A 13,838-nucleotide genomic window follows, 5' to 3' on the forward strand; every position below is an offset into this window, starting at 1 on the left:
GTTCGGCGGGGGCGGTTTCTGGGCATGGCTGCGCCACGGTGCCCCGCTCGGGACGGGAGCGGGGCACCGCTGGGCGCGGGATGGGGAAGGGCTTAGTTGAGCGGCTTGTCCTGCTCCGCGATGAACGCGAGCTTCGAGAAGTCGATGGTGACGTCCTGGGATCCCTCGTTGATGCCGCTCAGGTTCGGGAAGGCGACCGAGATGTCCACGGGGATCGTGTACTCCGCGTCACCATCGAAAGTGAACGCCCCCGCGGCAAAACGGATGGTGCCGTTTCCCTGCTCCTCCTGCAGGCTTGCGTTCGCGGCGACGGTGACATCGAACTGGTCGAGAACGTCCTGGGCGGCAGAAACGGGCTTGCCGTCCTGTCCGACAATCGTGATTGCGTCGTCGATCGAAGCGGGATCGAGGACCACGGTGCCTCGGATGTTGTCGCCCTCCGCGTCGAGCGTGAGCGTCGTACGGTAGACGTCCGTGTCACCCGGGACCCACTGCGTCAGCCCCTTGATCCAGCCCGCGGGCTTCTCTGCCTCGGTCAGCTTCAGGTGGCCGGTGCTGACCGAACCGCCCTCCAGCGACGCCTCGCTGTTCCAGTAGGCGAGCGATCCGGCACCGCCCAGCAGGAGGACGACACCGGCGGCGGCTGCGATCGAACCCTTGACGAACTTGTTCACTTCAACTCCAGAGGTTGTGAGGAAAAGGGCGTGCGAGGGCACGCCGAAGACACGGCGTGGGGTACGCCGAAGACCTGGCCGGCGGCCGCGCGGCAGAGTGGGACATATCGCGTGGGGGGAGGGTGCGATCTCTCTGCCGCGTCAGCCTTCGGGTGTGCTGACCCGGCCGCCGCCACTGACGACCATACGGATGAAGACTCAGGTCGGGATCAAGCCATCCCTAAGGGCTCCTCTGGATTTGTCCCCCACATGGGGGACAAGAATTTGTCCCCCATGGGGGACATTCCGGCGTCCCCCATGGGGGACACGCCCTCGTCCCCCATCCAGGGGACAGGAAGTTGAGCCTTCGGCGCGTCGATTCTTGAGCCGACCTTGCGGAACTTGAGCCGCCGGTGCGCTTTTCCCGCGCCCTGCGCGCTCGCGCAGTGTGGGTCAGCGGGTCAGGGCCAGCTCGTCGGCGAGCTGCTCGAGAGAGCCCAGCGGGTCATCGCCGAGCGGCTGGATCGCCACGTGGTCGGCCCCCGCGTCGAGGTGCGCGTCGATCCCGGCCACCGCGGCCGCGACCGTCGGGTTCGAGGCGACGAGATCGATCAGGGCGTCCGAGCCCCCATCGGCGAGGTCCTCCTCGTCGACGCCGTTGCGGACGAGGGCCCCCACGTAGTTCTCGAGACCGAAGTAGCGCGTGAGGTAGCGCCGCGCGATCGCGCGGGCGCGGTCGCGGTCCTCATGGATCACGACCTTCTGCTCGGGCGCGAGCAGCGCCCCCGGACGGGTGGCGTCGAAGATCCCGCGCGCGCGGCTCGTGTGCTCGGCGGTCGTCAGATACGGATGAGCGCCGAGGGAGCGCTCCGCGGCGAGCGCGAGGGTCCTGTCGCCGAGCGCCGCGAGGATCCTCTGATCCCGATCGATCCCCTCGGCGTCGAACACGTCCAGATATGCCGAAAGGGAGGCCAGGGGGCGCCTGCGCTCGGCCGTCGCCTCGCGGTGCCCCGATCCGATGCCGATCACGAACCGGCCGGGATGGCGCTGCTCGATCCTCTGGAACGAGCGGGCGACATCCGCGGCGTCGTCCTTCCAGATGTTGACGATGCCCGTCGCCAGGGTGATGCGCTCGGTCGCGTCGAGCAGCTGCTCGACCAGGCGCAGGTCGCCGCTCGGCGATCCCCCCACCCACAGGGCGCCGTAGCCGAGCTGCTCGACCCGGGCCGCGAAGTCCTCGTCGAGCGCCGCCGCACCGCGCCACACTCCGTACGTGCCGAACTGCCGTGTCGCCACCATGCCGACAGTCTGCACCCGCCGGGCGCGCGTGCGGGCAGGACCTCGCCGTGGACCGGCGCGGGGCCTACGGGAACAGCGGCCGCGTGGGCTCGAACGCGAACGCCTCGCCCACGGTGTCGGCCGCCACCTCGTCGAGCGAAGCCGGCCGCCACCGGGGCGCGCGGTCCTTGTCGACCAGCTGGGCCCGGATGCCCTCGGCCATGTCGGGCTGGGTGGCCATGAACCACGACACCAGGCCGTACTCCTGCGACAGCGCGGCGCGCAGCCCGGGCAGCGCGCGCGAGGAGCGCGTCGCGGCCAGCGTGAGGGTCAGGCCTACGGGCGAGCGCTCGGCGAGCGCCGCGAGCGCGGTCGCAGGGCTGACATCCTGTCCCTCCGCCACGCCCGCGTCGGCCATCCGCGTCAGCCGCTCGATGATCTCGGGCACCGTGTCGGCGGCGAACGCGTCGTCGATCCACTCGCGCGCGCTCTCGATGGGCCCCGGATCCGGCGTCTCGTCGAACAGCAGCACGAGCTCGGTCGGCGTCGACGGATCGGCGCGCGTCGTGAGCGCCTCGCGCAGCGACGGCAGGCGCTCACGCGGCACGAAGTGGTCGGCGAAGCCCGCGAAGATCGCGTCGGCCGGGCCCATCACCCAGCTCGTGAGCGCGAGGAACTCGCCCACGCGACCCGGCGCCCGGCCCAGCAGCCATGAGCCGCCCGCGTCCGGCGTGAAGCCCAGACGCGTCTCGGGCATGGCCAGCTTCGACGTCTCGGTGACGATGCGGATGTGCGAGTGCCCCGCGATGCCGATGCCGCCGCCCATGGTCACGCCGTCGGCGAAGACCACCACGGGCTTCGGGTACTCGTCGATGATCGCGTTCATCGTGTACTCGGTCCGGAAGAACCGGTCGGCGTGAGAGAGGTCGCCGGTCGTGAAGGTCGAGTGGAGCCGGCGCACGTCGCCGCCCGAACTGAAGCCGCGCTCCCCCGCGCCGTCGAACAGCACGACCTGCACATCCGGGTCCGTCAGCCAGGCGTCGAGCACGCCGCGGATGGCGGCGATCATCTCGGTGTCGACCGCGTTGATCGCCTCGGGGCGGTTCAGCGTGATGGTTCCGAGCCCGCCCTCGCGGCGGGCGAGGATGCGGGGATCCGACGTGGGGAAGGTCACGCGGCCACGTTACCGGCGCATCCTGCCCGCCCCGTCCGTGCGGATGTCGCGGCTCCCCCACGTGCCCGATCCGGCGCATGAGGGCAAGGATCCCCAGGTTCGGCAGGATGTCCGCCAAGATAAGGAGATACCTGTACACGCACGAGAGGGAGCGGATGGCCGACGGCAAGGTGCTGGAGTTCCGCGGGCTCACCAAGATCTTCGGTGATGTCGCCGCGGTGTCCGATTTCACCGCGCGCGTCGAGCCCGGTGTCGTCACCGGCTTCGTCGGGCCCAACGGCGCCGGCAAGTCGACGACCCTGCGCATGCTGCTCGGCGAGGTGCGTCCCACCGCGGGCACCGCGCTGATCGGCGGCGTGCCCTACGCGAAGCTCGCGCAGCCGCGCCGGGAGGTGGGCTCGCTGCTCGAGAACCCGCCCTACCGCCTGCGGCGCACGGCCGAGAAGCACCTGCACCTCGCCGCGCGCGCCGTGGGCGCGCCGGCGTCGCGCGTGGGCGAGGTGCTCGAGGTCGTGGGACTGGGCGCCGTGGGCGGCATGCGCATCGGCAGCTTCTCGCTGGGCATGCGCCAGCGCCTCGGTGTGGCCGAGGCGCTGCTCGGCGATCCCGGCGTGCTGGTCTTCGACGAGCCGGCCAACGGTCTCGACCCCGAGGGCATCCGGTGGATGCGCCTGCTGATGCGCCGTCTCGCCGACGAGGGCCGCACCGTGCTGATGTCGTCGCACGTGCTCAGCGAGGTGCAGCAGGTGGCCGACAACATCCTGATCATCTCGAACGGCCGCCTGCTGTTCAGCGGCGGCATCGAGCAGCTGGCCGATGTCGACGCGGTCGTGATGGTCGACTCGCCCAACCGCGCCGCGCTGCGCGATGCGCTGCGGGCGCGGGGCATCGAGTTCGAGGTGCTGCGATCGGGCATCAACGTCACGGGCGTGACCACGGCCGACATCGGCACGCTGGCCGCCGAGGCGGGCGTGCCGCTGTCGTCGCTGCAGCTCAAGCAGCACACGCTCGAAGACGTGTTCCTCAAGATCGTGAACGGCACGTGGCATGCGCCGCCGCCCGCTGCATCCGACGAGGCGCAGGACGACCCGCACGGCGCCGGTGACGACCTGGCGACCGACGACGTGACCGACGACGATGTGCCCCCGATGCCGGATGACGTGGTCGAGGGCCGGCACGTCGACGACGCCGGCGCGCAGATCGAGACGGTCGACGAGCTGCCCTTCGTGCCGACGACCGTCGACACCGAGGTGATGGTCGACCCCCAGCCGGTGGCATCGGTGCTGGGAGACTCGAAGCGCGCGTCGGACGCGGATCCGCTCGAGTTCCTGAACCGCCCCCTCTGGGAGATCGAGAAGGATGTGGTGGCGGGAGAGGCGGAGCTGATCGCGGCCTCGCCCGAGGGCGAGCAGCCGACGCCCGGATGGCTTCCCGTGCCCGAGGATGTTCCGTCCCCTGCCGAGGAGGACGCCGACGACCCCGACGCGCTCGAGACGCCCGACGCCGTGATCGACCTGCCGCGCAGCGAGCCGGTGACCCCGGCCGACGCCGACGACGAGTTCCCTGCGGAGGAGCCGCTGCCCGGCGTCGGCGTGGCCGCCCCGGACGACGAGGACGAGGCTCTGGACGACGGCCCCGCGGCGGAGCAGGATGAGCACACCGCGGCCGCGGATGAGCCCGACGCGGCCGAGGTGGACGAGCAGTCCGACGCGGCCGGTGAGGACCAGCCGGACGGCCGGTCCGAGCAGGACGAGGCGGCTGCTCAGGACGACGCGCCGGACGAGAGCGAGGACGAGATGGCACCGCATGACGACGGCCGCGATCCTGGCGATGACGACGACGTCGAGCCGCTGCCCGAGGTCGAGGCGTCGGTCGACGAGCTGAAGCCGCGCCCGGCCAGCACGGCCCTCGGCGACGAGCACGCCCCCTTCGCCGCGTCCCCCGCCCGCAAGCCGTGGCCCGGCCTCGACTGGAGCGCCGGCGAAGACGAGGACGACGAGGCGGACGCCGACGCGGATGACGACGGGCAGGCCAACGCCTTCGTCGAGTCGTTCCTCGACGAAGCGGAGGAATCCGCCGCCGAGGCCGAGGCCGCATCCGGGACCGAGGCCGAGGCCGGCTCCGAGGACGCCGGGGCCGAGGACGCGGCTGCCGAGAACGAGGCCCAGTTCGACTCGTTCGTGGCCTCCTTCGGCGCGCAGGCAGAGACGCAGGACGCGATCGACTCGGTCACCGCGACCGAGTCCGACACCCCCGGCGCGCAGCACCCCGACGGCGCACAGGGCAGCGACGAGCGCGACTGAGGCTCGGCGGCGTGGGGTTCAGACCTCGGCGTCCGCCGCGTCGCCGTCGTCGAGATGCAGCGCCTTCGCGAGCGCGAGGCCGTGACGCGTCGACAGCACGAGTCGACTGAAATGCGCGTCGCCCTCGAGGTCGATCACCACGCCCGGCCTGCCGTGACGGATGGCGACGAAGTCGTCCCCCTGCGCCGAGCGCCACGTGCCGAGCGACACCACACGAGGAACGTGCGTGCCCGGTGCGCGCACGCCGCGCAGCCACGTCGCCGGTTCGTCGGTCAGCTGCAGCCTCGCGATCGTCTCCCGCTCGATCCAGACGTTGCCGCGCTGGAACGCGAGCAGGCGCTCGGTGCGGGTCAGCGCGATCTCGAGCCGCGACTGGTCGAGCAGCAGAGTGGTCATGCCTCCATCCTGCCCAAACCGCGCGCCGGATGCTGCCGGGTGGCGCCCGACCAGCCCACAGGAACGCGCCCGCAGCGGGCCCGCGTGCCTGCGCACGGTGCGAGACTGAAGCGGTGACCCTGCTCGATCCGGATGTCTCGCTGCTGGAGCCGGCGCTGCGTCGCGCGGAAGCGGGCGATCAGCTCGACGTCGATGACGCGGAGCTCCTTCTGGGCGCGAGCGGCGACATGCTGGAGCGGCTGCTCGACGCCGCTGCCCGCGTGCGCGACGCCGGCCTGGAGGCGATCGGCCGCCCCGGCGTCATGACGTACTCGCGCAAGGTGTTCATCCCGCTGACGACGCTGTGCCGCGATCGCTGCCACTACTGCATCTTCGTCGACACGCCGGGCCAGCTGCTCCGGCAGCACAAGCCCGAGTACATGTCGCGCGCACAGGTGCTGGCCGTCGCGCGGCAGGGGCAGGCTCTCGGTTGCAAGGAGGCGCTGCTCACCCTGGGCGACCGGCCGGAGGACCGCTGGCCCGAGGCGCGCGCATGGCTGGATCGGCACGGGTATGCGTCCACGCTCGAGTACGTCGCCGACATGGCACGCGCGATCACCGAGGAGACCGGCCTCCTCCCCCACCTCAACCCCGGCATCATGACGCCGGCCGAGCTCGCCATGCTGCGGGCCACCGCGCCGTCGATGGGCGTGATGCTCGAGACCACGTCGCGCCGGCTGTACGAAGAGCCCGGTCAGGTGCACTACGGCTCCCCCGACAAGGACCCGGATGTGCGGCTGCAGCTGCTCGACGACGCCGGCCGAGCCCGCATCCCGTTCACCACGGGCATCCTGGTCGGCATCGGCGAGACGCTGCGCGACCGCGCCGAGTCGCTCGTCGCGCTGCGCGACGCGCATGCGCGCCACGGTCACGTGCAGGAGGTGATCGTGCAGAACTTCCGCGCCAAGCCGCGCACGGCGATGCAGGATGCGCCCGACGCCGACCTGATCGAGTACGTCGCGGCCGTGGCGGTGGCCCGGCTCGTGCTGGGAGCCGGCATGCGCATCCAGGTGCCGCCGAACCTCTCCGACCCCCGGGAGTTCGGGCTGCTCGTCCGCGCGGGCGCCGACGACTGGGGCGGGGTCTCTCCGCTCACCGCGGATCACGTCAACCCCGAGCGTCCATGGCCGCACCTCGACGACCTGGCGCGGTTCACTGCGGAATCGGGATTCGAGCTGCGCGAGCGCCTGACCGCCCACCCGCCGTACGTCTCCGACGAGTGGCTGGATCCGGCCATCCGCGACGCGACGTACGCCCTCGCGGGCCCGGACGGCCTGGCGCGCGAGGGCCGCCCGGGCGCGTCCTCCGCGCGCAGTGACGCGGGGACGAGGCAGGCCGGCCCCGCCTCTGCGCTCCGGCGCCTTCTCGAGCGGGCCGCCGCGTCTCCGTCGTCGCTCGACGATGCCGAGTGGGAGGTCCTGCTGCGAGCCGAGGGGCCCGATGCCGACGCCCTGGCGGCCACCGCCGACGACGTGCGCCGCTATACGGTCGGCGAGGCGATCACGATCGTCGCCAACCGCAACGTCGCGTCAACGAACTTCCGCCGGAGTGCCACGGGCGAGCCCGACACGTACGATCTCGCCGGGCTCACCGAGATCGCCCGCGACGCCGTGGCCCTGGGGCTGACGGAGATCTGCGTGCAGGGCCTGGTCTCCCCCGGACAGGATGCCGAGGCGTACCTCGACATCGCCCGCGCCATCAAGCATGCCGCCCCCGGCATACACCTCCACGCCTTCCGCCCGCAGGATGTGGCCGATCTCGCGGATCGAACGGGCCGCGGCCTCGCCGGTGCTCTGGCGGCCATGCGCGATGCCGGGGTCCACACCGTCCCGGGCACGGGCGTGAAGGTGCTCAGCGAGCGGGTACGGGCGATCACGGCCCCCGGCGACCTCGAGATCGACCGGTGGCGCGAGAACATCCTGGCCGCTCACGCGGCAGGCTTCCGCTCGACCTCGGTGCTGTTCTACGGCCACGCAGAGACCGCCGGCGAGCGCGTGGCGCACCTGCGCGAGCTCGCCGTCATCCAGGGGCGTCATCGGGGCTTCACCGAGTTCGTGCCGATCCCGCTGCCCGAACCCCTGGGCGGCGGCGTTCCGCTGGTGCCCGGCCGCGCTGCCCTCGACGAGCATCGCGCGATGGTCGCCGTCTCGCGCCTGTTCCTGTCGGGCACGATCCCGCACATCCAGATCCCATGGACCCGCCATGGCGTGCCCGCGACCGTCGAGCTGCTGCGCTCGGGCGGCGACGACCTGGGCGGCACGCTGCTCGACGGGCGCGTGCTGCCGGGAGCCGGAGTCGAACGCGGGCTCGAGCTGCCCCTGCCCGAGGCGCGCCGGATCGCGCGGGGCCTGTTCCGCCCGTTCCGGCAGCGGTCCACGACGTACGGCGACGTCAGCGTCGTCCGCGAGACCGGGCGGCGCGCGTGAGCACGCGGGTGCGCACGGTGATCGTGGGTGCCGGTTTCGCCGGCATCGCCGCGGCGCTGGCCCTGCGCGCCCGGGGCGAGCACGACTTCGTGATCCTCGAACGCTCGTATGCCGTGGGCGGCACATGGCGCGACAACGTCTACCCGGGGGTCGCGTGCGACGTGCCCTCGCACCTCTACGGCCTCTCGACGCACCCTTCGGCCGACTGGTCGCGCACGTTCGCCCCGGGCCGCGAGATCCGGGCCTATCTCGAGCGGATCGTGCGCGACGAGGGCCTCGACCGCCACCTGCTCCTGGGCACCGAGATGACCGCCGCCCGGTGGCAGGACGACCACTGGCTCATCGCGGCGTCTCGGGTCCCCTCTCCCCCTGTGCACACCAATGTGCGTGTGCACTCGGACACCGGCCCCGAGGACCCTCGAGACCACACGAAAATTGGAGTGCACTCGGGGCATGGGGTGCCGCCGCAGCGTGGAGTGCCGTCGGGGCGTGAAGTGCCGTCGGGGCGTGAAGTGCCGATGACGGAGTTCGCGGCGGACGGCCTCGTGCTGGCGTGCGGCCGGCTCACCGAGCCGGCGCTGCCGGATGTGCCCGGCCTCGCCGAGTTCCCGGGGCCTGTGTTCCATTCGGCGCGGTGGGATGACTCGGCGACGATCGCGGGCGCGCGCATCGCCGTGGTGGGCACGGGCGCAAGCGCCATCCAGCTCGTGCCCGAGCTCGCACGCCGCGGTGCGGGCGTGACGCTGTTCCAGCGCACGCCCGCGTGGATCGTGCCCCGTGGCGACCGCGCGTACGCCGAGGCGGAGCGCGCCGCGTGGCGCGACCCCGCCTCCCTGAAGGCCCTGCGCGCCGAGCTCTACGCCGAGGGCGAGGCGCGTTTCGCCTCGCGATCGGGCGATCCCGTGGCGGCCTCAGCGGCCCAGCGGCAGGCGCTCGATCACCTCGCCGCACAGGTGCCGGATGAGGCGCTGCGCGACGCCCTCACACCCCGGTACGCCTTCGGCTGCAAGCGGGTGCTGCTGAGCGACGACTTCTATCCGGCCATCGCCTCCGGCGCCGTGCGCCTGGAGGCATCGGCCCTGGCGGCGGCGGACGGGCCCACGCTCGTCGCCGCGAGCGGCGCGCGACACGACGTCGACGTCGTCGTGCTGGCCACGGGCTTCGAGGCCGCCCGCCAGCCGTACGCTCGCCGCGTCGTCGGCGAGCACGGCCGCACCCTCGATGAGCACTGGAGCGACGGGATGACGTCCGTCGGGTCGACGCTGGTGCACGGCTTTCCGAGCCTCTTCGTCGTGAACGGGCCCAACGCATCGCTCGGCCACAACTCCGCCGTGCTGATCATGGAGGAGCAGGCCGCGTTCACCGCCGAGCTCGTCGCAGCGGGCGGCCCGGTGCGGGTGAGCGCCGCGGCCGAGGCGGGCTACACCGCCGAGATCGCCGAGCGCGCGGCCGGCACTCCGTGGCTGGCCGGCGGATGCCGCAACTGGTACACCGATCCCCGCTCGGGCAGACTCACTCTGCTCTGGCCCGGCACGGTCGCGGATTTCCGCAGCCGGCTCGGCACGGTGCGCGACGACATCCTGTCCCCTGCCCTCACCCCCTGATCCTCACCCTCGACCATGTCCCACTTCTGGCCTGTCTCCCTCGGTGCTTGTCCCACTTGTGGCCGCATTGAGGAACCGATTCCGGCCCGAACTGGGACACACCCCCGACGACAAGGAGCCTCATGACCATCCCGATGCGCTTCGGCTACAAGGCCTCGTCCGAGCAGTTCGGGCCGCGCGAGTTGCTCGACTACGCCGTGCTGGCCGAGGAGATGGGCTTCGACTCGGTATTCCTCTCCGACCATATGCAGCCCTGGATGCATGACGGCGGCCATGCCCCCGCCGCCCTGCCGTGGCTCGGCGCGGTCGGCGAGCGCACGAGTCGCGTGCTGCTCGGCACCTCGGTGCTCACCCCGACGTTCCGCTATCACCCGGGCGTCGTCGCACAGGCTTTCGGCACGCTCGGCGCGATGCATCCCGGTCGCTTCATCCTCGGCGTCGGCACGGGTGAGGCGCTCAACGAGGTGACCCTGGGCCTCGAGTGGCCCGAGTCGCCCGAGCGCTTCCAGCGGATGAAGGAGGCCATCACCCTCATCCGCCGGCTCTGGACCGAGGAGCGGGTGACCTTCGAGGGCACGTACTACCAGACCCACAACGCCACGATCTACGACCGCCCGGAGACCCAGGTGCCGATCTACATCGGCGCCTCCGGCCCGGCTGCGACGCGGCTGGCGGGCCGGATGGCCGACGGATGGATCACCACCAGCGGCAAGGACCCGTCGCTGTACACCGACAACCTCCTGCCCGCTTTCGACGAGGGGATCGAGAAGGGCAAGCGGTCGCGCGATGCCGTCGACACGCTGATCGAGGTGAAGGTGTCGTTCCGCCCCGACCTCGACAAGGCCCGGGAGAACACCCGGTTCTGGGCCCCGCTGGCGCTCAAGCCCGAGGAGAAGACCGGGGTGCACGACCCCATCGAGATGCAGCGGCGCGCCGAGGAGCTGCCGATCGAGCGCGCGGCGTCGCGCTTCATCGTCTCCGACGACGTGGAGCAGCACATCGAGGCCATCGCGACGTATGTCGACCTCGGCTTCCGTCACCTCGTCTTCCACGACCCCGGCCACGACCAGGAGGCCTTCCTGCGGCTGTACGGCGAGCAGGTGCTGCCCCGCCTGCGCGAGCGCTTCCGGTGAACCCGGCGGGCTGGTCGGTCGTGATCCCCGTCAAGGGGTCGACCGGCAAGTCGCGACTGGCACGTCCGGACCGCGCCGAGCTCGCGACCGCCATCGCCCTCGACACCATCCAAGCCGTATGCCGCTCGGCGCATGTCTCCGAGGTCGTGGTCGTGACATCGGATGAGGATGTCGCGGGCGAACTGGCCCGCTTCCCCGCCCGTGGCCGGCCGCGCGTCGTGCCCGATCCGGGCGCGGGTCTCAATGCCGCCGTCACGGCAGGCCTCGACGCCGTCGCCGCGGGGCGACGGGGCGCGCTGCTCGGCGACCTGCCGGCCCTCGACCCGATCGACCTCGACGTCGCGCTCGAGCTCGCCACGCGGCACGCCCGGGCCTTCGTACCGGACGCGGAGGGCACGGGCACGACGCTGATCACCGCTGGCGCGGGCGCAGCTCTCGAACCCGCCTTCGGGGCCGGATCGCGCTCACGGCACGCGGCCGCCGGGTTCGCGCTCCTCGACCTGCCGGCGACCTCGACGCTGCGGCGCGACGTCGACACGGCCGATCAGCTGCGCGCCGCGGCCGGGCTCGGGCTCGGCCCGCGCACGTCGGCACTGGTGGGCTGAAGCCGCGTCAGCCGCGCCCGACGTACGCCCCGGCGGCGCCGAGCATCGCCGCCCGGATCGATGCGAGGTGCGCACGCATCGCCTCGGCGGCCTCCTCCGGCGAACCGGATGCCAGCGCGTCGATGATGCGCGCATGCGCCGCGACCTCCTGCGGCTGGGCCATGTATCGCTGCATTCCGGTCAGCACATGATGGGCGCGCGACGTCTCATCCAGGGGCCCGGCGACGGCTTCCGCGAGACGTGCGTTTCCGGACGCCACGGCGATCCGGTGGTGGAAGACGCGGGCGTCCCGCATCGCCTCCAGGGGCTCCTCCCCCGCATGCGCGCGCTGGGTGTCGAGTATGCCGCGCAGGGCATCGAGTTCCTCCGGGGTGATCCGGCTCGCCGCCTCGGCGCACGCGTGGGGCTCCAGCAGCTCCCGCATGGTGAGCACCTCCTCGACATCGCGCAGCCCCATCGGACGCACCCGGTAGCCCTTCTTGGGCAGCACGATGACGAGCCCCTCGCTGGTCAGACGTCCCAGCGCCTCGCGCACTGGCGTCTTGGAGACGCCGAACTTCTCGGCCAGACGCGGCTCGACGACGATCGACCCCGGCTCGAGCGAACCCGTCAGGATGCGGGTGCGCAGGTCGTCCGTGAGCCGATCCGTGAGCGACACGGCCATCTCTTCCCCGATCCCGGGCTCACCGTCGCGCCCGATCCCCTCGTGCCGCGCGCGCCCGCGCACGGCACAGCAAGTCTGCCATCGCGCGACGGCGTGTTGACACGAATGCCGGCGTCACTACACTCGGCGGTGCGCGTGAAAGATATTTCTGGCGCACCGACATTGGAGCTTCACATGGACAACCACTCAGCGTCGAGTGAGACCGCTTCCGGCCCGTCGTCCGCCGCGGACCTCGCCGACCCGGCCGACGAGCATCGCTTCCGACCCGGCGCCCGCCGCGCGGTGATCGCGGGCATCGTCGGCACGATCATCGAATGGTACGACTACGCCCTCTACGGCGCGGCCGCCTCCGTCGTGATCGCCCCGCTGTTCTTCACGGGGTCGGAGTCGGCCACGCAGCTCGCGGCCTTCGCGACGTTCGCCGTCGGCTTCGTCGCGCGTCCGCTCGGCGGCGTGCTGATCGGGCACATGGGCGACCGGGTGGGGCGCCGCCCGGCGATGCTGCTCACGGTCATCCTGATGGGGGCCGCCACCGTCGGGATGGGACTGCTGCCGACGGCCGCCGCGATCGGGCTGGCCGCGCCGATCCTCCTGGTGCTGCTGCGCCTGGTGCAGGGCTTCGGCGCGGGCGCCGAGCTCGCCGGCGCCGCCACCATGGTGTCGGAGTTCGCGGGCGCCAAGCGGCGCGGCATCATCACCTCGCTCATCCTGGCCTGCCCGCCCGCGGGCATCTCGCTGGCGACGCTCGCGTTCTTCCTCGCGTCCTCGGCCGGGCCGGAGGCGCTGCTCGAGTGGGCGTGGCGCGTGCCGTTCCTCGCGTCCATCGTGCTGTTCGCCCTGGCGCTGTACATCCGCTCCCGCCTCGAGGAGACGCCGGAGTACCGGGCCGCGATGGCATCGGGCGCCGCGAAGCAGCGCAAGGTGCCGTTCGTCGAGTTGCTGCGGCGCGACCCGGCGCACCTGCTGGTCGGGTTCCTCTCGATCACCGGGCACAACGCGCTGAACTACATCATGGCCGCGTTCGCCGTCACGGTGATGGTCGGGTCCGGCATGGCCCCGTCGGATGCGCTGCTCGCCGTCACGCTGGGCACGCTGGCCGCGGTGGTGCTGACGCCGCTCGCGGGCATCCTGAGCGACCGGATCGGCGCGTGGCGCGTGCTCGCCATCGGCTCGGTGCTGGGGGCGCTGTACGCCTACCCGCTGTTCGCGATGCTGACGTCGGGCTCGTTCGGCCTGTCGCTGCTGGGACTCGCCGTGGGCTACGGCCTGATCATCTCGTGCACGTCGGGCGCGCAGGGTGCATTCCTCACGGGACTGTTCCCCGCCGAGCGCCGGTTCTCGGGCGTGGGCCTGGCCCGCGAGGTGAACGGCGCTCTGGTCGCGGGATTCAGCCCGCTGATCGCCGCCGCACTCGTCGCTGCGGCCGGGGGAGAGACGTGGCTCGCCGCCCTGTACCTCGCGGCCTGCTGCGCCGTGTCCGCCATCGCCGTGGTGGTGCATCGGGTCGTATCGCGACGCGGGGTCGCGGGCGCGCGGTGACCCGCCGAGATCGCTGGGCCTGTC

At 72.1% G+C, this 13,838-nt stretch carries 11 protein-coding genes; 6 read left to right on the top strand and 5 right to left on the bottom strand.

From position 1 onward, the window contains the following. Positions 1 to 92 precede the first annotated feature (92 nt). From ABTW64_RS06840 to ABTW64_RS06850, 3 genes are all read right to left on the bottom strand, one after another. Positions 93 to 716 carry an alternate-type signal peptide domain-containing protein gene (locus ABTW64_RS06840; RefSeq protein ID WP_350620634.1) on the bottom strand — a complete coding sequence of 208 codons (624 nt, stop codon included), beginning with the start codon at positions 714 to 716 and terminating at the stop codon, positions 93 to 95. 390 nt (positions 717 to 1,106) lie between these two features. Further along, positions 1,107 to 1,952: a TIGR03620 family F420-dependent LLM class oxidoreductase gene (locus ABTW64_RS06845; RefSeq protein WP_350620636.1), complete on the bottom strand. Its 846-nt coding sequence runs from the start codon at positions 1,950 to 1,952 to the stop codon at positions 1,107 to 1,109. 64 nt (positions 1,953 to 2,016) lie between these two features. Further along, positions 2,017 to 3,105 carry an enoyl-CoA hydratase/isomerase family protein gene (locus ABTW64_RS06850; RefSeq protein WP_350620638.1) on the bottom strand — a complete coding sequence of 363 codons (1,089 nt, stop codon included), beginning with the start codon at positions 3,103 to 3,105 and terminating at the stop codon, positions 2,017 to 2,019. Positions 3,106 to 3,212: 107 nt separating this feature from the next. Between ABTW64_RS06850 and ABTW64_RS06855 the strand changes: the two genes are divergently transcribed. Then, positions 3,213 to 5,408: an ATP-binding cassette domain-containing protein gene (locus ABTW64_RS06855; RefSeq protein ID WP_350620640.1), complete on the top strand. Its 2,196-nt coding sequence runs from the start codon at positions 3,213 to 3,215 to the stop codon at positions 5,406 to 5,408. An 18-nt stretch (positions 5,409 to 5,426) separates the two neighbouring features. On the opposite strand, the gene ABTW64_RS06860 is transcribed toward ABTW64_RS06855, so the two are convergent. After that, a complete protein-coding gene (locus ABTW64_RS06860; protein ID WP_350620642.1) occupies positions 5,427 to 5,804 on the bottom strand; it encodes a hypothetical protein in 378 nt (125 codons plus the stop codon). A 113-nt stretch (positions 5,805 to 5,917) separates the two neighbouring features. Between ABTW64_RS06860 and cofG the strand changes: the two genes are divergently transcribed. The 4 genes from cofG (at position 5,918) to cofC (ending at position 11,611) form a co-directional block, all read left to right on the top strand. Further along, on the top strand, positions 5,918 to 8,269 hold the full coding sequence (gene cofG, locus ABTW64_RS06865; protein WP_350620644.1) for a 7,8-didemethyl-8-hydroxy-5-deazariboflavin synthase CofG: 2,352 nt from the start codon (positions 5,918 to 5,920) through the stop codon (positions 8,267 to 8,269). Then, a complete protein-coding gene (locus tag ABTW64_RS06870) occupies positions 8,266 to 9,873 on the top strand; it encodes a flavin-containing monooxygenase (RefSeq protein ID WP_350620646.1) in 1,608 nt (535 codons plus the stop codon). The genes cofG and ABTW64_RS06870 overlap by 4 nt, the downstream gene beginning before the upstream one ends. Before the next feature lie 122 nt (positions 9,874 to 9,995). After that, positions 9,996 to 11,006 carry a glucose-6-phosphate dehydrogenase (coenzyme-F420) gene (fgd, locus tag ABTW64_RS06875; RefSeq protein WP_350620648.1) on the top strand — a complete coding sequence of 337 codons (1,011 nt, stop codon included), beginning with the start codon at positions 9,996 to 9,998 and terminating at the stop codon, positions 11,004 to 11,006. Positions 11,007 to 11,026: 20 nt separating this feature from the next. Beyond that, positions 11,027 to 11,611, top strand: coding sequence for a 2-phospho-L-lactate guanylyltransferase (cofC, locus tag ABTW64_RS06880; RefSeq protein ID WP_350620650.1), 585 nt, complete (start codon positions 11,027 to 11,029; stop codon positions 11,609 to 11,611). Between the two features lie 7 nt (positions 11,612 to 11,618). Here the strand turns inward: cofC and ABTW64_RS06885 are convergent, their stop codons facing one another. Continuing rightward, complete coding sequence (locus tag ABTW64_RS06885) at positions 11,619 to 12,275, bottom strand: GntR family transcriptional regulator (RefSeq protein WP_350620652.1); 657 nt, start codon at positions 12,273 to 12,275, stop codon at positions 11,619 to 11,621. A 174-nt stretch (positions 12,276 to 12,449) separates the two neighbouring features. Between ABTW64_RS06885 and ABTW64_RS06890 the strand changes: the two genes are divergently transcribed. Then, entirely contained in the window at positions 12,450 to 13,814 is a 1,365-nt protein-coding gene (locus ABTW64_RS06890; protein WP_350620654.1) for an MFS transporter, read from the top strand. The last annotated feature ends 24 nt before the right edge of the window (positions 13,815 to 13,838 follow it).

The sequence above is a fragment of the Microbacterium sp. NPDC096154 genome (assembly GCF_040302945.1).
Taxonomy (GTDB): domain Bacteria; phylum Actinomycetota; class Actinomycetes; order Actinomycetales; family Microbacteriaceae; genus Microbacterium.

What these genes read in the sequence shown, in the direction of transcription:
- fgd (WP_350620648.1), top strand. Translation starts at nt 9,996, where the DNA reads ATGACCATCCCGATGCGCTTCGGCTACAAGGCCTCGTCCGAGCAGTTC.
- ABTW64_RS06855 (WP_350620640.1), top strand. Translation starts at nt 3,213, where the DNA reads ATGTCCGCCAAGATAAGGAGATACCTGTACACGCACGAGAGGGAGCGG.
- ABTW64_RS06860 (WP_350620642.1), bottom strand. Translation starts at nt 5,804, where the DNA reads ATGACCACTCTGCTGCTCGACCAGTCGCGGCTCGAGATCGCGCTGACC.
- ABTW64_RS06885 (WP_350620652.1), bottom strand. Translation starts at nt 12,275, where the DNA reads ATGGCCGTGTCGCTCACGGATCGGCTCACGGACGACCTGCGCACCCGC.
- ABTW64_RS06890 (WP_350620654.1), top strand. Translation starts at nt 12,450, where the DNA reads ATGGACAACCACTCAGCGTCGAGTGAGACCGCTTCCGGCCCGTCGTCC.
- ABTW64_RS06845 (WP_350620636.1), bottom strand. Translation starts at nt 1,952, where the DNA reads ATGGTGGCGACACGGCAGTTCGGCACGTACGGAGTGTGGCGCGGTGCG.